Raw genomic sequence first — 17451 nt, forward strand, 5'->3', positions numbered from 1 at the left:
GGTGATGCATCATGGACTACGATCAGCTGACCTTGACCCAGGCAGCGGCCGAGCTTGCCGCCGGAAAAATCACGAGCCATGCGCTCACCTCCGAGGCGCTCGCCCGCGCCAAGGCCAATGCCGACCTGAACGCCTTCGTCACCCTGGATGAAGAGGGCGCCCTGAAGGCCGCCGTCGCATTCGATACGCAGGGTGCAGGCACCGCGGGCAGGCCGCTCGGCGGCGTTCCCATCGTGATCAAGGATAATATCGAAGTCGCAGGGCTGCCCTGTAGTGCCGGTACACCCGCGCTGAAGGATTACGTTCCGAGGGCCGACGCGCCTGTCGTGGCAAAGCTGCGGGCCGCCGGCGCGGTCATCATCGGCAAGACCAGCATGCACGAGCTCGCCTTCGGCATCTCCGGCTACAACACCGCGTTCAAGACCGGGCCCGAGTTCGGCGTGCGCAATGCCTATGACCGCGCCCTGATCGCGGGCGGCTCTTCGTCCGGCACGGGCTCCGCGATCGGCGCGCGGATCGTCGCGGGCGGGCTCGGCACCGACACCGGCGGATCGGTCCGGGTGCCGGCTGCGCTGAACGGATGCGCCTCGCTGCGTCCGACCCTCGGACGTTATCCGCAAGCGGGCATCGCGCCGATCTCGCACACCCGCGACACCGCAGGCCCGATGGCCGCGACCATGGCAGATGTCGCACTGCTCGACCGCGTCATCGCGGGTGGAGACGAGGTTGCGCCGGCTGATCTGAAGCAGGTCCGCATCGGCGTCGTGAAGACGATGCTGACCAATCTCGATGCCGACACCGAAGCCGCTTTCCACGCGGCGATCGCAAAAGTGAAGGCGCAGGGCGTCACGGTTGTCGAGATCGAGATGCCGGAGCTGGCCGAGCTCAACGGCCAGGTCGGCTTTCCCATTGCGCTCTATGAAGCCTATGACGACATGGTCACGTATCTCAAACACACCGGCACCGGCCTCACCATCGAGGCGATGGCGAAGGAAATCGCGAGCCCCGACGTGCAGGGCACCTATGACGGCCTGGTGATCCCGCGCAAATTGCCCGGCCCAGACAACACGCTGGTCGACGCCAAGCCGATCTATGACGCCGCGATCAAGACCGCGCGGCCGGCGCTTCAGACGCTCTACGGCAAAACTTTTGCGGACAACAGGCTCGACGCCATCGCCTTTCCGACCACGCCGCGCGTCGCCATCGCCTCCAATCCAGACTCCAGCAGCCTCGAGAATTTCGGGCTCTTCATCCAGAACACCGATCCCGGCAGCAATGCGGGAATTCCCGGTATCCAGATTCCAATCGCGCTCGGCGCCACCAGCCGATTGCCGATTGGACTTGAGCTGGATGGCCCAGCGGGCAGCGATCGCCGGCTGCTCGCGATCGGCATGGCGCTCGACACCATATTCGGACGGCTGCCGCCGCCACGTTGACGAAATCGTAGGGTGGGCAAAGCGAAGCGTGCCCACCTCTTCTAGATTCGGGGAGAGATGGTGGGCACGGCGCAAAAGCGCCTTTGCCCACCCTACGGTCTAACGTGCCGGCTTTACGAATACGGGTTGATCAGCTTCTGCTGCTCGGCGCTGTGCGCCACCAGCATGTCGATGAAGGTCCGCACCTTCGCCGACAAATGATGGCGATGTGGATAGACCGCGTTCATCGACATCTCGACCGGACGATATTCGGGCAAGAGGCGCACCAGCCGGCCGGCCTCGAGGTCGTCCTGCACCAGGAAGCCAGCCATCAGGCAGATGCCGGCGCCCTCCAGCACCATGCTCCGCAACGCTTCGCCGCTGTTGGTGACGAGACTGCCGGAGATGCGTACCGATGCCGGTGCACCCTTGCGATCGAGAAAGCGCCACTCGTCGCCAAAGGGGTAGTTCAGGTGGCGGCCGCAATTGTGCTGGGTGAGTTCATCGAGCCGCTGCACGCGATCGTGTTTTTCGAGATAATCATGCGAGCAGCACAGCACATGCCGCCACGTGGCGAGGCGGCGGACGATCAAGCTCGAATCCGGCGGCGCAATCATGCGCAAGGCAATGTCGTATCCCTCCTCGATCAGATCGACATCGGCCTCGCCCATGCGCAGGTCAACCTTGACCTCGGGATATGTGGACAGGAGTTTGGCCACGACAGAGGCGACCATCGGCACCATGTGGGTGGCGGCGTGGATCCGCAGCGTGCCCCGAGGCGCCGACTGCAACTCGCCCGCGATGTCATCGGCCTGCTCGATATCGGCAAGGATCTGGATACAGCGGTCGTAATAGGCCTTGCCGATCTCAGTCAGGTTGACCTTGCGCGTGGTGCGCTGAAGCAGCCTTACCCCGAGCCGCTCTTCGAGCGCCTGAACATGGTTGCTCACCATGGTGGTCGACATGTTGAGCCTGCGGGCCGCTGCGGAGAAGCCGCCGGTCTCGACCACCCGGCTGAACACTTCGAGGCTGGTCAATCGATCCATGGTTGCCTGATTATCCGCTGTTGATCGATAATTGCAGAGAATTCATCCTGATTATCTATCAGATCATACATGTGGTCTCATCCCGCCAGCAGCTTCGTGTGGGACGCATGCGTTAGCAGCAATCGCTCGACAGACCCGGCAATCGCTCTGGGGCAGTCACAGGCCTGATTCGGTAGACCCTCTCAAGCCAAGGCAATGCCTTCGACTATCCACCTCTGATGGATAATCCTTCCCGAATTTCGTCAATTATCACTCGCCCCAGAAAGAACGATAGTCTCAGCCAGCCGATAGGAGACTGCGATGTCCGAGATGCCCCGCACCGATAAATTCCAGCAAGCCACTGAAATTACTCAGTATTACCAAAAAGAGCCGTCGCGCGTCCCGGCACGGAATATGGCCCGGCGCGCGGCATTGATGCTCGCGCTCCTCGCAGGTACGGCAACGGCTGCCTATTACGGCCACGACTATTGGACCAACGGCCGCTACCTCGAGACCACCGATGACGCCTATGTGAAGGCCGATTCCACGATCATTGCGCCCAAGGTTTCGGGCTACATCGCCCAGGTGCTGGTCGGCGATAATGAAAAGGTCAGGGCCGGCCACGTGCTGGCCAGGATCGACGACCGCGACTTCAAGGCGGCGCTCGGCCAAGCCCGCGCCGACGTTGCCGCGGCCGAAGCCTCGGTCCGCAACCTCGATGCCCAGCTCGAACTGCAACAGCCGATCATCGAGCAAAGCACCGCCGACGTCACCGCAGCGGGTGCCAATCTGCAATTCGCGCAAGAGGAGCGCGCACGCTACGACGACCTCATGAAGTCGGGCTCCGGCACGATCCAGCGCGCGCAGCAGACGGACGCGGCGCTCCGCGCCAGCAACGCGCAATTGCAGCACGCCAAATCGGGCCTGGTGGCCGCACAGCGCAAGGTCGACGTGCTCACCACCCAGCGCGCCCAGGCGACAGCCCAGCTCGAGCACGCCCGCGCAGTTGCAGACCAGGCGGAGCTGAACCTGTCCTATACCGAGATCACCGCGCCGGTCGATGGCACGGTCGGCGCCCGCTCGCTCCGCGTCGGCCAATACGTGCAGGCCGGCACGCAATTGATGGCGGTGGTTCCGCTCGATGCGGTCTACGTAGTCGCGAATTTCAAGGAAACCCAGCTCACCCATGTGCGCGCCGGCCAGCCGGTCGAGCTGCGCGTCGACAGTTTCCGCGAGCACAATCTGCACGGCCATGTCGACAGCCTGTCGCCGGCGAGCGGGCTCGAATTCGCGCTGCTGCCGCCGGACAATGCCACCGGCAATTTCACCAAGATCGTGCAGCGCGTGCCGGTGAAGATCGTGCTCGACGACCACAGCCTGACCGGCCTGTTGCGGCCCGGCATGTCGGCGGTGCCGACCGTCGACACCAAGACGACCGTGGTCGCCGAGCGCGAGACCGCCAAGCGCGTTGCCGACAGCGCCACGCGGCCGAACGGCGGCTGACGCCGAAAGGATACCGGCAGGATTATCAAGTTCTGCCGGATGATCCTTCCCAAACATCCTCGATTATCGAAACCATCCGCCTAATGCATCCTGTCTCCGTAACCGAGACGAGGCTTCCATGACCACGTTCCAACCGACCCTCAACGCCGCCACTGCCCCCAATATCCCGGCCCCGGCTGCGGCTCCCACCACACCGACCGTCTCGGCCAAAACCTGGATCGCCGTGATCGGCGCCACGCTCGGCGCGTTCATGGCGGTGCTGAACATCCAGATCGTCAACGCCTCGCTCGCCGACGTCCAAGGCGCGATCGGTGCCGGCATTGATGATGGCGGCTGGATCTCGACCTCCTATCTGATCGCCGAGATCGTGGTGATCCCGTTGTCCGGCTGGCTCGCGCAGGTGTTCTCGATCCGGATCTATCTGCTCACCAACGCGATCCTGTTCCTGTTGCTCTCCGCAGCCTGCGCGCTTGCACAGGACCTTCCGCAGATGATCGTGCTGCGCGCCGTGCAGGGCTTCACCGGCGGCGTTCTGATCCCGATGGCCTTCACGCTGATCATCACGCTGCTGCCGCGTACAAAACAGCCGGTCGGCCTAGCGCTGTTCGCGCTGTCGGCAACGTTTGCGCCCGCGATCGGCCCGACCATCGGCGGCTATCTCACCGAGAATTTTGGCTGGCAGTACATCTTCTACGTCAACGTCGTGCCCGGCGCGATCATGGTCGGCATGCTCTGGTACGCGCTCGACGCCAAGCCGATGAAGCTGTCGCTGCTGCGCGAAGGTGACTGGGCCGGCATCATCACGATGGCGATCGGCCTGTCCGCGCTCCAGACCGTGCTGGAAGAAGGCAACAAGGACGACTGGTTCGGCTCGCCCTTCATCGTCAAGCTGTCCGTCATCGCGGCCGTCGCGCTGGTCGCCTTCCTGATCATCGAGCTCACGGTCAAGAAGCCGCTGTTGAACCTTCGCCTGCTCGTGCGCCGCAATTTCGGCTTCGGCATGCTCGCGAACTTCCTGCTCGGCGTCGCGTTGTACGGCTCGGTGTTCATCCTGCCGCAATATCTGTCGCGCATTCAGGGCTACAATTCCGAGCAGATCGGCATGGTGCTGGCCTGGACCGGACTGCCGCAGCTGCTGTTGATCCCGCTGGTTCCGCGCCTGATGCAGAAGTTCGATGCACGGATCATCATCGGTGTCGGCTTCGTCCTGTTCGCAGCGTCCAACTTCATGAACATCTACATGACCAACGACTATGGGTCCGACCAGTTGCTCTGGCCCAACATCGTCCGTGCGATCGGCCAGGCGCTGGTGCTGGCGCCGCTGTCGGCGGTCGCAACCGCCGGCATCGAGCCGGAGAATGCGGGCTCGGCCTCCGGCCTGTTCAACATGATGCGCAATCTCGGCGGCGCCGTCGGCATCGCGTTGCTTCAGACCGTGCTGACCAAGCGCGAGCAGTATCACTCCAACGTGCTGATGCAGTCGGTCTCGGTGTTCGAGCAGGCCACCCGCACGCGGCTGGAACAGCTCACGCAGTATTTCATCAATCACGGCGTCCTCGACCGGGCCGACGCCGCGCATCGTGCCTATGTCGCGATCGGCCATGTCGTGCAGAAGCAGGCCTATATCCTCGCCTTCAGCGACACCTTCTATCTGCTCGGCATGGCGCTGATCGTGGCCCTGATCGCCGTCCTGTTCCTGAAGAAGGCCAGCCAAGCCTCGGCCGGCGGAGCCCACTGACCTCAACCCCAAGAATCAACTTAAGGCATCAACTCAAGCAAGGAGAACGACCATGAAACCCCGTATGAATTTCTACCAGGCCGCACCCGACACGATAAAGGCGCTGACCGCGCTCGAGACCCACATCCAGTCAACGGGCCTCGAGAAATCGCTGATCGAGCTCGTCAAAATCCGGGCGTCGCAGATCAACGGCTGCGCATTCTGCATCAACATGCACACTGAAGATGCCCGCAAGCGCGGCGAGACCGAGCAGCGCATCTATCTGCTCAACGCCTGGCGCGAATCGCCGCTCTACACCGACCGCGAGCGCGCCGCGCTGGCCTGGACCGAATCGGTAACGCTGATCTCCGAGACGCACGCGCCCGATGACGTCTACGCGCAGGTGCGCGCGCAATTCTCGGAAGAAGAGACGGTGAATCTGACCGTGCTGATCGGGACAATCAACGCCTGGAACAGGCTCGCGATCGCGTTCCGCGCGGTGCATCCGGTGAAGGTGAAGGCATCGGTGGCTTGAGGGGTAGCGCGTCCCTTGCAGCCAAGTCTCGTAGGGTGGGCAAAGCGAAGCGTGCCCACCGCTTCTTCGGCAAACGCGAGAGAAGATGTGGGCACGGCGCAAGCGCGCCTTTTCCCACCCTACGATAGCTGAGAGTGTGGCCTAAACCGCCGTCGCCTTGGCGAACTCGACGTAAATCTCGCGCAACCGCGTCGCCATCGGGCCCGGCTTGCCGTCGCCGATGGTCTTGCCGTCGAGTACGACCACCGGCTGCACGAACGAAGACGCCGAAGTGATGAAAGCTTCCTTCGCGGCCAACGCCTCGGCGACCGTGAAGGACCGCTCCTCGACGCGGAGCTGGCGCTCTTCCGCGAGCGCGATCACCGCCTTGCGGGTGCAGCCCGGCAGAATCGCGTTGGAGTTTTTCCGCGTCACGATGACGTCGTCCTTGGTCAGGATGAACGCCGACGACGAGCCACCCTCGGTGACGTAACCGTCTTCCAGCATCCAGGCCTCGCTCGCACCGGCTTCGGCAGCGGCCTGCTTCGCCAGCACCTGCGCCAGCAGCGCCACGCTCTTGATGTCGCGCCGTTCCCAGCGGATGTCGGGCACCGTGATGACGTTGACGCCGGTCTTGGCCGAGGCGGCATTGATGATGTCCTTCTCGGACGTGAACATCACCAGGCTCGACTTGACGTCGCCCTTGGGAAACGGGAAGTCGCGGCCCTTGTCGGCGCCGCGCGTCACCTGGAGATAGACCAGGCCGCTCTCGACCTTGTTGCGCGCGATCAGCTCCTTCTGGATCTCGGTGATGCGCTCGACCGTCTCCGGCAGCCTCAAGCTGATCTCGCCGACCGAACGCTCCAGCCGCGCCAGATGCGAGGCATTGTCGACCAGCTTGCCGTCGAGCACGGCCGAAACCTCGTAGATACCGTCGGCGAACAGGAAGCCGCGATCGAGAACCGAGATTTTAGCGTCCGAGAGCGGGACGAATGAGCCGTTGACGTAGGCGATCGAATCCAAGGCAGGTCTCCTGGCGGGAATGGGGAATTGCCTGTCCGTATACGGGATTTGTTTGGCTCACGAAACCCTCAACCCGTCATTCCGGGGCGGCGCGAAGCGACGAGCCCGGAATCCATTTCACCTCGCGTCCTGCCGCCCGATGGATCCCGGGCTCGCGCTATCGCGCGCCCCGGGATGACGGCGGTGGCTAATGCGACAGAATCTTCGACAAGAACTTCTGCGCGCGGTCGCTGCGCGGCTTGCCGAAGAAGTCCTCCTTCGGCGCGTCCTCGACGATCTCGCCGCGGTCCATGAAGATCACGCGGTTGGCGACCTTGCGGGCAAAGCCCATCTCGTGGGTGACGACCATCATGGTCATGCCCTCATGGGCGAGGTCGACCATGACGTCGAGCACCTCGCTCACCATCTCGGGGTCGAGCGCCGAGGTCGGCTCGTCGAACAGCATGACGATCGGGTCCATGGCAAGCGCGCGCGCGATCGCCACGCGCTGCTGCTGGCCACCGGAGAGCTGCGCGGGAAACTTCTGCGCCTGTTCCTTCAGGCCGACGCGATCCAGGAGTTGCATGGCCTTCGCCACCGCCTTGTCAGACGACCGGCCCAGCACCTTCTGCTGGGCGAGGCAGAGATTGTCGATGATCTTGAGATGCGGAAACAGCTCGAAATGCTGGAACACCATGCCGACGCGCGAGCGCAGTTTCGGCAGATTGGTCTTGGGGTCGTTGACCTTGGTGCCGTCGACCGAGATGTCGCCTTTCTGGAATGGCTCCAGCGCGTTGACGCATTTGATCAGCGTCGATTTTCCCGATCCCGAGGGACCACAGACGACGACGACCTCGCCCTTGGTGACGCTGGTGGTGCAGTCGGTCAGCACCTGGAATGTCGGGCTGTACCATTTGTCGACGTGGCTGATTTCGATCATGACCGATTTGCTCTAGCGGATGATGGCGATGCGCGCCTGGAGGCGGCGGACGCCGAAGGACGCGATACAGGAGATGGTGAAGTAGACGATGGCAGCAAACAGATACATCTCGACCAGACGGCCATCGCGCTGCGCGATCTTGCTGGCCGCGCCGAGAAAATCCGTGATCGACAGTACGTAGACCAGCGAAGTATCCTGGAACAGCACGATGGTTTGCGTAATCAGCACCGGCAGCATGTTGCGGAACGCCTGCGGCAGTACGACGTAGCGCATGGTCTGGGCGTAGGTCAGGCCGAGTGCGTTGGCCGCGGCCGGCTGGCCGCGCGAGATTGACTGGATGCCGGCGCGCATGATCTCGGAGAAATACGCCGCCTCGAACATGATGAAGGTGATGAGCGAGGATGCGAACGCCCCGACGCTGATCGGCCGCGACGCGCCGGTCACCCATTGCCCGATATAGGGCACCAGGAAGTAGAACCAGAAGATCACCAGCACCAGCGGCAACGAGCGCATGAAGTCGACATAGAAGCCGGCAATGCGTCCGAGCACCTTGTAGCCGGAAAGCCGCATCAGCGCGATCGCCGTGCCGAAGATGAGGCCGCCGAGTGCGGCAAGCCCCGTCAGCATCAGCGTAAAGCTCATGCCCTCGTAGAACAGATAGGGCAACGCACGGATGATGACCCCGAAATCGAAATTGCTGAACATGGCGCTATCTCCCCGTGATGTAGCCGGGGATCGCGACATAGCGCTCGAGGAAGCGCATTGAGGTCACGACGACGGCGTTGACGAGGAGATAAATGAGGGTCGCAGCCGAGAAGGCCTCGAACACCTGGAACGAGAATTCCTGCATTGAGCGCGCCTGTCCGGTCAGTTCGAGCAGGCCGATGGTGATAGCGACCGCCGTGTTCTTGATGGTGTTTAGGAATTCGGAGGTCAGCGGCGGCAGGATGATACGGAACGCCATCGGCAGCAGCACGTAGCGATAGCCCTGCACGGTGGTCAGCCCGAGCGCGGTCGCGGCCATCTTCTGCCCGCGCGGCAGCGAGCCGATGCCGGCCTGCAATTGCACCGCGACACGCGCAGACATGAAAAAGCCAATGCCGATCGCAGCCGTCCAGTACGGCGCGTTCGGCAGTTGCTTCAGCCAGGTGCCGGCCGATTTCGGCAGCAATTCCGGCAGCACGAAGAACCACAGGAACAGCTGCACCAGCAGCGGCATGTTGCGAAAGAACTCGACCCAGCAGAAGCCGAACCAGTAGGCGCCCCTGGAGGGCAGCGTGCGCATGACGCCGATAAGCGAGCCGAAGATCAGCGCGATAATCCAGGCGAGCACTGCCGTCTTCAGGGTCAGCGCCAGTCCCGACAACAGCATGTCGAGATAGGTGCCGGTCCCCATTGGGTTCGGCTCGAAGAAAATTCCCCAGTTCCAGTGGTAGTTCACGTGTCCCCCGCGCGAACGCGCCAATCACAGATGCCTCGAAAGAGGTCTTGGGCGCCTATGCAAATGTCCGGCCACTCTCCCTCCAGAATGGCCGGAATGTGCCGCCTCTCCCCGCAAGCGGGGAGAGGCGATCAACTCGGCTTACTTATAGTCGTCCGGATTCGGCGAGTCCGAGGGCTTTGCGAACTCGTTCTTCAGCTCGGCCGAGATCGGGGTGTTGAGGTTGAGGCCCTTCGGCGGGATCTTGGCCGTGAACCACTTGTCGTAGATCTTCTGGGCCTCGCCGGAGGTGTAGACCGCAGCGGTCGCGGCATCGACCACCTTCTTGAACGGCGCGTCGTCCCTGCGCAGCATGATGCCGTAGGGCTCGGGCTTGGAGAACGCATCCTTGGAGATGACGTAGTCATCCGGCGACTTCGAGCCGGCGACGAGGCTGGCCAGCAGAACGTCATCCATCACGAAGGCCACCGCGCGGTCGGTCTCGACCATCAGGAAGGCTTCGGCGTGGTCCTTAGCCGGGATGATGTTGGCGCCGAGGCTTTTCGCGACGTTGGCCTCGGTGAGCTGCTTGATGTTGGTGGTGCCGGCGGTGGAGACCACCGTCTTGCCCTTGAGGTCGTCGATCGATTTGATGCCGCTCGACTTCTTGAAGACGTAGCGGCTCGCGGTCAGGTAGTGGGTGTTGGTGAAGGCGACCTGCTTCTGACGCTCGACATTGTTGGTGGTCGAGCCGCATTCGAGGTCGATCGTGCCGTTCGCCATCAGCGGGATGCGGGTCGCCGAGGTCACCGGGTTGAGCTTCACCTCGAGCTTGTCGAGCTTGAGCTCCTTCTTCACGGCGTCGACGATCTTGTAGCAGATGTCCATCGCGAACCCGACCGGCTTCTGATTGTCGTCGAGATAGGAGAACGGGATGGAGGAATCGCGGAAGCCCAGCGTGATGGCACCGGTGTCCTTGATGTTCTTCAGCGTGCCGGTGAGCTCTTCGGCCCCAGCCTGGCTCACGGCAAAGGTCGCGACGAGCGCGAGGCCGATGTGACGGAAATGTTTCACGTTTTCTCCCCTTTCAGGATGATGCGGCCGGATGCAAGCACAAATCAGACCGGATTAGAATGTGACTTTTGGCTGGATCGCGTCTCAGGTTGATGGGCTCAGGCCAGCGGTCTTTTCAGCGGTCCTGGCAATTCGCCGAGATCCCAGAACAGGCCGGCCATCACCGTCAAGGCCTCTTCTGTCAAAGGCAGCAGGATGTGCTCATTGGGCGCATGCTGGGAGCAACCGGGATAGGAGTGCGGGACCCAGATCGTCGGCAGGCCCAGGATCTCGGAAAACACGTCATTGGGCAGTGAGCCGCCGAAGTTCGGAAGCACGGCCGGCGCCTTGCCCGTGGTTTCCTGCACCGAACCCGCCGCCCATTTGATCCAGGGGCTGTCGAAATCGGTACGCGAGGCGGCAAAGCTCTGCGCCGCCCGCACCTCGACCATCGGAAATCCCTTTTGGACCAGATGCGCGCGGACGGCTTCGATCAGGCCCTCGACCTTGGTGCCGACCACGAAACGCAATTGCAGCACGGCATTGGCGTGGCCGGGAATGGCGTTGGCCGGCTTCTCGATATTGCCTGATGACATCGCCAGCACTTCCAGCGTGTTCCAGGCATAGAGCCGCTCGGCAGCCGACAGACCGTCCTCGCCCCAGTTCTCCGCGAGCGCGGGCTCGTCCTCAGTCGGCACCACCTGCACATCGGCGAGATAGCTCTTGATCTGATTGGTGAGCCGCGGCGGCTTCAGCGCGTCGAGCTGGAGGCGACCGTGGCCATCGACCAACGTAGAGATGGCGTTGACCAGAATGGTCGCGGGATTGGCGAGCACGCCGCCCCAATTGCCGGAATGGTGCCCGCCGTCGCGCAAATTCACATCGAGATGGATGCGGATGCCGCCACGGCAGCCGAGGAACAGCGTGGGACGATCCGCGGACAGACGCGGTCCATCAGAGGCCATGAACAGATCGGCCTTGAGCGCGTCGCGATTGAGATCGCAGACCTTGCCGAGATCTGGCGAACCGATCTCCTCGCCCATCTCGACGATGAATTTGGCGTTGAAGCCGAGCTTACCGCCACGGGCCTCGCGCACCGCGCGAAGCGCCGCCATGTTGATGCTGTGCTGGCCCTTGTTGTCGGCGGTGCCGCGGCCGTAGAGGCGATTGCCTGACGCCGTCGTGCGCCAGGGATCGCGGCCGTCGCGCCATTCGCCTTCCATGCCATCGACGACGTCGCCATGACCGTAGATCAGCACGGTCGGCGCCGTCTCACTCTCGTGATGCTCGGCGAACAGGAACGGCGCCTTGCCACTCGGGGATTCGACCAGGCGGCTGGCAAAATCGAGCGCGGCGAAGGCCGGCACCATCTCCTGTTCCAGATACCCTCGCAGCTCGGCGCCGCGCGACGGATTCTGGCTCTCGGTCCGGTAGGCGACGCGGCGGTCGAGTTCAGCGAGGAACGCACCGGATTTGAAGTCGTCCCGGGCGCGGGCGATGGCGTCGGCTCTGGTCATTGTTTTCGTTTTCAAGGTCTCGAGGCGGGGAGCGTAGCGGGCTACACTGGCCATCGAAAGTGGCGGGGACTTGGATGGTTCTTTAGATCGTTCTTGGGATTTCGTTCTTGCTCTCTTGAGATTGGCTTGCCAAGGGCCAGAGCCCACTGATTTTGGCCTTGCCAATGTCGCGCTATATGCAAGAACTTCGCCAAGTTCGGGCGCACATCTATCATTCGAAGAGCGCTCAGTACAGGGCGCCGGGGGACCAGCATGGCTAAGCAGATCAGGCTCAACGCGTTTGCGATGAATTGCGTCGCGCACCAGTCACCGGGGCTGTGGACCCATCCGCGCGACCGCACCGCCGAATATAACCGCCTGCCCTACTGGATCGATCTCGCCAAGACGCTGGAGCGCGGCCGTTTCGACGGGCTGTTCCTCGCCGACGTGCTTGGGGTCTACGACGTCTATGGCAACAGCCCTGACGCAGCCTTGCGCAATGCAGCACAGACGCCGTCGAACGAGCCGCTGCTGCTGCTCTCCGCCATGGCGGCGGTGACGCAAAATCTCGGCTTCGGCGTCACCAGCAATCTCTCGTTCGAGCCGCCCTATCCGTTCGCGCGGCGGATGTCGACGCTGGATCATCTCACCGAGGGCCGGATCGGCTGGAACGTCGTCACCGGCTATCTCGACAGTGCCGCACGCGGCGCCGGCAAGGAGAAGCAGACCGGGCATGACGACCGCTACGACGTCGCGGACGAATATATGGAGGTGGTCTACAAGCTCTGGGAAGGGAGCTGGGAGGACGGCGCGGTGGTGCGTGACCGCAAGAGCGGCATCTTCACCGATCCCACAAAAGTTCATCGCGTCAATCATGAGGGCGCGAACTACCGCATCAACAACACCATTCATTTGAGCGAGCCGTCGCCGCAGCGGACACCCGTGCTGTATCAGGCCGGCACCTCCCCGCGCGGACGGCAGTTCGCGGCCAAGCATGCCGAATGCGTGTTCATGTCGGGACCGTCGGCCAAGGTGATCGCGCCGCGCGTCTCCGCGATCCGCCAGGAGGCCGCTGCGCTCGGCCGCAACCCCGCCGAAATTCTGATGTTCTCGATGATGACGATCATCCTCGGACGAACGGAAGCCGAGGCGAAAGAGAAATACGCCGACTATCGCCGCCACATCAGTCCCGAGGGCGCGCTGGCACTGATGTCGGGATGGACCGGCGTCGACTTCTCCGGCTACGACCTCGACCAGCAGGTGCGTCACGTCCAGAACGACGCCGGACGCAGTGCCATGGACAACGTCACCCGCGCCGATCCCGACCGCGTCTGGACCGTGCGCGACGTCATCGAGCATGTCGGCGTCGGCGGCGCAGGGCCGGTCGTGGTCGGCACGCCGGAAAGCGTCGCTGACAAGATCGAGGACTGGTTCGAGGCAACCGATGTCGACGGCCTCAATATCGCGTTTGCGATCTCGCCCGGCGATTTCGAGGACATCGCCGACATGCTGGTGCCGGAGCTGACGCGGCGTGGCCGGTACAAGCCGGAATATGCCAAAGGCACCCTGCGGGAGAAGTTGTTCGGCGCAGGCCGGGCAAGGCTCGATGGGCCGCATCCGGCGGCGGGGTATCGGGTGGGGAAGACAGGGTAGGCGCCACCAGGCCTGCTGTCATGCCCCGGCTTGACCGGGGCATCCAGTACGCCGCGGCGCCTCGGCTCAATCACCGCCGCCTCTGGAATACTGGATCACCCGCTTTCGCGGGTGATGACGACCGAGCGCGCGGCGAGTGCCAGTGCGACAGCGGCCGCCTCACACCTTCCCGTCCACCATTACCTCGATCAGCTTGGTCCCCGGCCGGTTGAACGCCGACGACAACGTCGCCTTCAGCTCGCGGGGATCGCTCACCTTGATCGCCTCGCAACCGAGCGCTTTCGCCATCCCCGCAAAGTCCACCGGCGGATCGACAAAATCCATGCCGACATAATTGTCGTCACCATGGAAGGCGAGCAGGCGCTGCTTGATGATGCGGTAGCCGCCGTTGTTGGCGATGACGACATTGAGCGGCAGCTTGTGATGCGCCGCCGTCCACAGCGACTGGATCGAATACATCGCGCTGCCGTCGCCGGAGAAGCACACGACGGGGCGATCCGGATTGGCGATGCTGGCGCCGACCGAAGCCGGCAGGCCCCAGCCGATGCCGCCGGACGCAAGGCCGTGATAGCCGTAGCGGTCGCGATGCGCGCGCAGCGCGGTGATCTGGCGGCTGGAGGTGAGACCTTCGTCGACCAGGATCGCATGGTCGGGCATGGCCTCGACCATTTGCAACACGAGGAAGTCCGGATCGATGGGGTTGCGATCCGCGGCTTTGCCGATTTGCTCCACAAGTGCCGCGCGCCGCGCGGTCCAGTTCTTCGGCGCGAGCTCGGCGAGCCGCTGTTTTGCGCGTTGCGCCAATGCAGCGCCACCCATCTCCTTCAGCACCGGGATCAGCGCGCGCAGCGTCTCCTTAACGTCCGCCTTGAGCGCGATCTCGGCACCGTAATTCTTCGCGATCTCCCAATCGACCAGGCCGACCTGCACGATGCCGAGGCCATCGGGTAGCGCATCGACCTCGCTATAGACCGACATGCGCAGCGGATCGCCGCCGAGCGCGATCAGGAGATCGTAGGGTGCGAGCGTATCGCGCGCGACCTTCTGCACCCGCGCCAGCGTGCCGACGAAGCTCGGGCTCTCCGAGAGGAAGTGCGAACCGTAGGGCGTCGAGGATTGGTAAGCGGCAGCGCCCAGCAACTCGGCGAGTTCGGCCGCCTCCTTCAACGCGTCGCTCTTGACCACCTCGTCCATGGTGACGATGACGGGACGCTCGGCCTTCAGCAGCCGCGCGGCGAACGCCCTCAGCGCTTCGTCCGAAGGTTTTGTTCGCGCGTCTATGCGGGTGGAGCGGCCGAGATCGATGCCGGCCTCGCTGTTGAGGATGTCGCCGGGCAGCGAGATGAACACCGGTCCGGTTGGCGGCGTCATCGCGACCTTGGCGGCGCGACGCACGATGCGCGGAAGATCCTCCAGCCGCGTCACCTCGACCGCCCATTTCACCAACGGCTCGGCCATGCGCACCAGCGGGCCATAGAGCACCGGCTCCATCAGACCGTGGCCCTGCTCCTGCTGGCCTGCGGTCAAAATCATCGGCGTGCCCGTGAACTGAGCGTTGTAGAGCGAGCCCATCGCGTTGCCGAGGCCAGGCGCGACATGGACGTTGCAGGCGACGAGCTTGCCGGAGGCGCGGCTGTAGCCATCCGCGATCGCCACCACTAGGCTCTCCTGCATCGCCATTACATAGGTGAGGTCGGGATGGTCCTTCAGCGCATGCATGATCGGCAGCTCGGTGGTGCCGGGGTTGCCGAACAGATGCGTGATGCCCTCGTCCTTGAGCAGCGCAAGAAAAGCGGAGCGGCCGGTGATCTTGTTCTTCATATTTCCTCCAGGCCTCGCGGGCGTTGCCGCGAGGTGAGCCGCATGATGGCCGAAGTCGGAGGATGCGCGCAAGGAAGCGCGGTCATGGCTGCGTTGCGCGGGCGCGCGTCACATCTCCTCGCGGCCCAACTCGAACGGATCCTCGCCGCTCGCGCGCTTTTTCTTTTTCGAGCGCTGCCAGACCACGCCCGGAAAACCCTTCAGCGGCACCAGCGGCTCGCCGGTATAGGCCCATTCCTGGAGTTCTTCGATGGCGATGTGATAGAGCGGCTGGCGGCCGGTGCGTTCGTTGAAGAGAGCGCGGGGGATGTTGACCATATGCGGACCGCGGGGCCGCTCATAGGCGATCGGCGTGCCGCAATGCGCGCAGAAGCTGCGCGCGGTCTTGGTCGCCTTGTCCTCGTAGCGGGTGAGCGCGGTCTTGCCTGAAATGATGCGGAAGCGCTTCTTCCAGCTTCCGACATAGGTCGCATAGGCTGCGCCGTGCGCGCGGCGGCTACTGGCCGAGTGATCGTGCCAGGCCCAGCGCGCGGGAATGTCGATCTCGAAGGTGACCTTGCCGCAGAGGCATTGGCCGGTGGCAGTTCCTGCGGCGGCTGCGGCTTTGGCCATGGTGCGTCTCTCTCCGTCGGAGGGACACAATAGCCCCGTAGCCCGGATAGAGCGAAGCGCAATCCGGGCTACGGAAGTGGTTTACGCCGTCGCGAGCTCGTCGTGCTCCGGGTAATCCGTATACCCCTTCTCCTCGCCGCCATAGAACGTCGCGCGGTTGTACGGCGTGATCGGATAGTCGTGCTCCAGGCGCCGCGGCAAATCCGGGTTGGAGATGAAGATGCGGCCGAAGGCGATGATGTCGGCATGCCCGTCCGCGATCGCCGCATTCGCTGTCTCGCCGACAAAACCGCCGGCGGTGATCAGCACACCGCTCCAGACGGGGCGGAACAGCACCATTGCGGACGGTACGTTCTGCCAGTTGACGTCGGCACGGCCGGCTCCGCTGGAGCGCGGCTCGATGAAATGCAGATACGCCAGACCGAGCTTGTCGAGCGCCTTCACGACGTGGGTGTAGAGCGGCATCGGATCGGCTTCGCCGGAATCATTGGCGATGCCGTGCGGCGACAGCCGCACGCCGACACGGTTGGCACCCCAGACGTCGATCGCAGCCTGCGTGACCTCCAGCAACAGGCGCGCGCGGTTCTCGATCGAGCCGCCATATTGATCGGTGCGCTGGTTGCTGCGCGACTGCAAGAACTGCTCGAGCAGATAGCCGTTGGCGCCGTGGATTTCGACGCCGTCGAAGCCGGCGGCGAGCGCGTTCTTGGCACCCTGCCGGAAGGCTTCGACGATACCCTTGACCTCCTCGGTCTCGAGCGCGCGCGGTGTCTCATAGTCGCCGATCTTGCCATCGGCGGTCATCGCCTTCATGCCTTCGGCCTTGATCGCAATCGCCGAGGCCGACACCGGCAGCTCACCACCGTGGAAGGAGGAATGCGAGACGCGGCCGACATGCCAGAGCTGAAGGAAGATGATGCCGCCCTTGGCATGCACGGCATCGACCACCTTCCGCCAGCCGGAAACTTGCGCCTCTGAATAGATGCCGGGCGTTGCCGGATTGCCGCGACCATGGGAGAGCACCGGCGAGGCTTCCGCGATGATCAGGCCGCCCGGCGTCGCGCGCTGGCCGTAATATTCGGCATTGAGCGGACGCGGCGAAAAGCTCTCGCGCTCGGCCCGCATCCGGGTGAGCGGCGCCATCGCCACGCGATGCGCGAGCTTGTACGGACCGACCTGCAAGGGTTGAAACAACGCCGGGAATTTCATGCTCGCCCCAATTGGCTATGGAAGGATGCAGATCATATAGCGAGGGGCGGCCACCGGAAAAGGCGCCGCCC

General features: G+C 63.6%; 15 protein-coding genes. 5 read left to right on the top strand and 10 right to left on the bottom strand.

Annotated elements, in window-relative coordinates; translation table 11 throughout:
* The first annotated feature begins 11 nt into the window (after window positions 1-11).
* Complete coding sequence (gene iaaH / locus UP06_RS16760; protein ID WP_045003948.1) at window positions 12-1436, top strand: indoleacetamide hydrolase; 1425 nt, start codon at window positions 12-14, stop codon at window positions 1434-1436.
* A 113-nt stretch (window positions 1437-1549) separates the two neighbouring features.
* On the opposite strand, the gene UP06_RS16765 is transcribed toward iaaH, so the two are convergent.
* A complete protein-coding gene (locus tag UP06_RS16765) occupies window positions 1550-2461 on the bottom strand; it encodes a LysR family transcriptional regulator (RefSeq protein WP_045003950.1) in 912 nt (303 codons plus the stop codon).
* A gap of 300 nt (window positions 2462-2761) precedes the next feature.
* Here UP06_RS16765 and UP06_RS16770 point away from each other — a divergent pair, with 300 nt between their 5' ends.
* The 3 genes from UP06_RS16770 (at window position 2762) to UP06_RS16780 (ending at window position 6195) form a co-directional block, all read left to right on the top strand.
* On the top strand, window positions 2762-3943 hold the full coding sequence (locus UP06_RS16770) for an HlyD family secretion protein (RefSeq protein WP_045003952.1): 1182 nt from the start codon (window positions 2762-2764) through the stop codon (window positions 3941-3943).
* Between the two features lie 118 nt (window positions 3944-4061).
* Window positions 4062-5681, top strand: coding sequence for an MDR family MFS transporter (locus UP06_RS16775; protein ID WP_045003954.1), 1620 nt, complete (start codon window positions 4062-4064; stop codon window positions 5679-5681).
* Window positions 5682-5733: 52 nt separating this feature from the next.
* Entirely contained in the window at window positions 5734-6195 is a 462-nt protein-coding gene (locus tag UP06_RS16780) for a carboxymuconolactone decarboxylase family protein (protein ID WP_045003955.1), read from the top strand.
* A gap of 141 nt (window positions 6196-6336) precedes the next feature.
* On the opposite strand, the gene UP06_RS16785 is transcribed toward UP06_RS16780, so the two are convergent.
* The 6 genes from UP06_RS16785 to UP06_RS16810 all read right to left on the bottom strand — a co-directional run bounded on the left by UP06_RS16785 (window position 6337) and on the right by UP06_RS16810 (window position 12106).
* A complete protein-coding gene (locus tag UP06_RS16785; protein ID WP_045003956.1) occupies window positions 6337-7197 on the bottom strand; it encodes a D-amino-acid transaminase in 861 nt (286 codons plus the stop codon).
* Window positions 7198-7384: 187 nt separating this feature from the next.
* A complete protein-coding gene (locus UP06_RS16790; protein ID WP_045003957.1) occupies window positions 7385-8116 on the bottom strand; it encodes an amino acid ABC transporter ATP-binding protein in 732 nt (243 codons plus the stop codon).
* Between the two features lie 12 nt (window positions 8117-8128).
* Complete coding sequence (locus UP06_RS16795; protein WP_045003959.1) at window positions 8129-8821, bottom strand: amino acid ABC transporter permease; 693 nt, start codon at window positions 8819-8821, stop codon at window positions 8129-8131.
* Window positions 8822-8825: 4 nt separating this feature from the next.
* Window positions 8826-9557, bottom strand: a complete 732-nt coding sequence (locus tag UP06_RS16800; RefSeq protein ID WP_045003961.1) for an amino acid ABC transporter permease — start codon at window positions 9555-9557, stop codon at window positions 8826-8828.
* Between the two features lie 141 nt (window positions 9558-9698).
* Window positions 9699-10610: an amino acid ABC transporter substrate-binding protein gene (locus UP06_RS16805; RefSeq protein WP_045003963.1), complete on the bottom strand. Its 912-nt coding sequence runs from the start codon at window positions 10608-10610 to the stop codon at window positions 9699-9701.
* Between the two features lie 98 nt (window positions 10611-10708).
* Entirely contained in the window at window positions 10709-12106 is a 1398-nt protein-coding gene (locus tag UP06_RS16810) for a M20 family metallopeptidase (protein WP_045003965.1), read from the bottom strand.
* A 252-nt stretch (window positions 12107-12358) separates the two neighbouring features.
* Between UP06_RS16810 and UP06_RS16815 the strand changes: the two genes are divergently transcribed.
* Entirely contained in the window at window positions 12359-13738 is a 1380-nt protein-coding gene (locus UP06_RS16815) for an LLM class flavin-dependent oxidoreductase (protein WP_045003967.1), read from the top strand.
* A 159-nt stretch (window positions 13739-13897) separates the two neighbouring features.
* Here UP06_RS16815 and UP06_RS16820 read toward each other — a convergent pair whose 3' ends face one another.
* The 3 genes from UP06_RS16820 to UP06_RS16830 all read right to left on the bottom strand — a co-directional run bounded on the left by UP06_RS16820 (window position 13898) and on the right by UP06_RS16830 (window position 17380).
* Complete coding sequence (locus UP06_RS16820) at window positions 13898-15559, bottom strand: thiamine pyrophosphate-binding protein (protein ID WP_045003969.1); 1662 nt, start codon at window positions 15557-15559, stop codon at window positions 13898-13900.
* A 108-nt stretch (window positions 15560-15667) separates the two neighbouring features.
* Complete coding sequence (locus UP06_RS16825) at window positions 15668-16171, bottom strand: GFA family protein (protein WP_045003970.1); 504 nt, start codon at window positions 16169-16171, stop codon at window positions 15668-15670.
* A gap of 81 nt (window positions 16172-16252) precedes the next feature.
* Window positions 16253-17380: an alkene reductase gene (locus UP06_RS16830; RefSeq protein ID WP_045003972.1), complete on the bottom strand. Its 1128-nt coding sequence runs from the start codon at window positions 17378-17380 to the stop codon at window positions 16253-16255.
* Window positions 17381-17451 lie beyond the last annotated feature (71 nt).

The organism is Bradyrhizobium sp. LTSP857, from assembly GCF_000938285.1.
Taxonomy (GTDB): Bacteria; Pseudomonadota; Alphaproteobacteria; order Rhizobiales; family Xanthobacteraceae; genus Bradyrhizobium.

Coding starts and splice junctions, on each gene's coding strand:
- iaaH (WP_045003948.1), top strand. CDS start 12: ATGGACTACGATCAGCTGACCTTGACCCAGGCAGCGGCCGAGCTTGCC.
- UP06_RS16765 (WP_045003950.1), bottom strand. CDS start 2,461: ATGGATCGATTGACCAGCCTCGAAGTGTTCAGCCGGGTGGTCGAGACC.
- UP06_RS16770 (WP_045003952.1), top strand. CDS start 2,762: ATGTCCGAGATGCCCCGCACCGATAAATTCCAGCAAGCCACTGAAATT.
- UP06_RS16775 (WP_045003954.1), top strand. CDS start 4,062: ATGACCACGTTCCAACCGACCCTCAACGCCGCCACTGCCCCCAATATC.
- UP06_RS16780 (WP_045003955.1), top strand. CDS start 5,734: ATGAAACCCCGTATGAATTTCTACCAGGCCGCACCCGACACGATAAAG.
- UP06_RS16790 (WP_045003957.1), bottom strand. CDS start 8,116: ATGATCGAAATCAGCCACGTCGACAAATGGTACAGCCCGACATTCCAG.
- UP06_RS16795 (WP_045003959.1), bottom strand. CDS start 8,821: ATGTTCAGCAATTTCGATTTCGGGGTCATCATCCGTGCGTTGCCCTAT.
- UP06_RS16810 (WP_045003965.1), bottom strand. CDS start 12,106: ATGACCAGAGCCGACGCCATCGCCCGCGCCCGGGACGACTTCAAATCC.
- UP06_RS16815 (WP_045003967.1), top strand. CDS start 12,359: ATGGCTAAGCAGATCAGGCTCAACGCGTTTGCGATGAATTGCGTCGCG.
- UP06_RS16820 (WP_045003969.1), bottom strand. CDS start 15,559: ATGAAGAACAAGATCACCGGCCGCTCCGCTTTTCTTGCGCTGCTCAAG.
- UP06_RS16825 (WP_045003970.1), bottom strand. CDS start 16,171: ATGGCCAAAGCCGCAGCCGCCGCAGGAACTGCCACCGGCCAATGCCTC.
- UP06_RS16830 (WP_045003972.1), bottom strand. CDS start 17,380: ATGAAATTCCCGGCGTTGTTTCAACCCTTGCAGGTCGGTCCGTACAAG.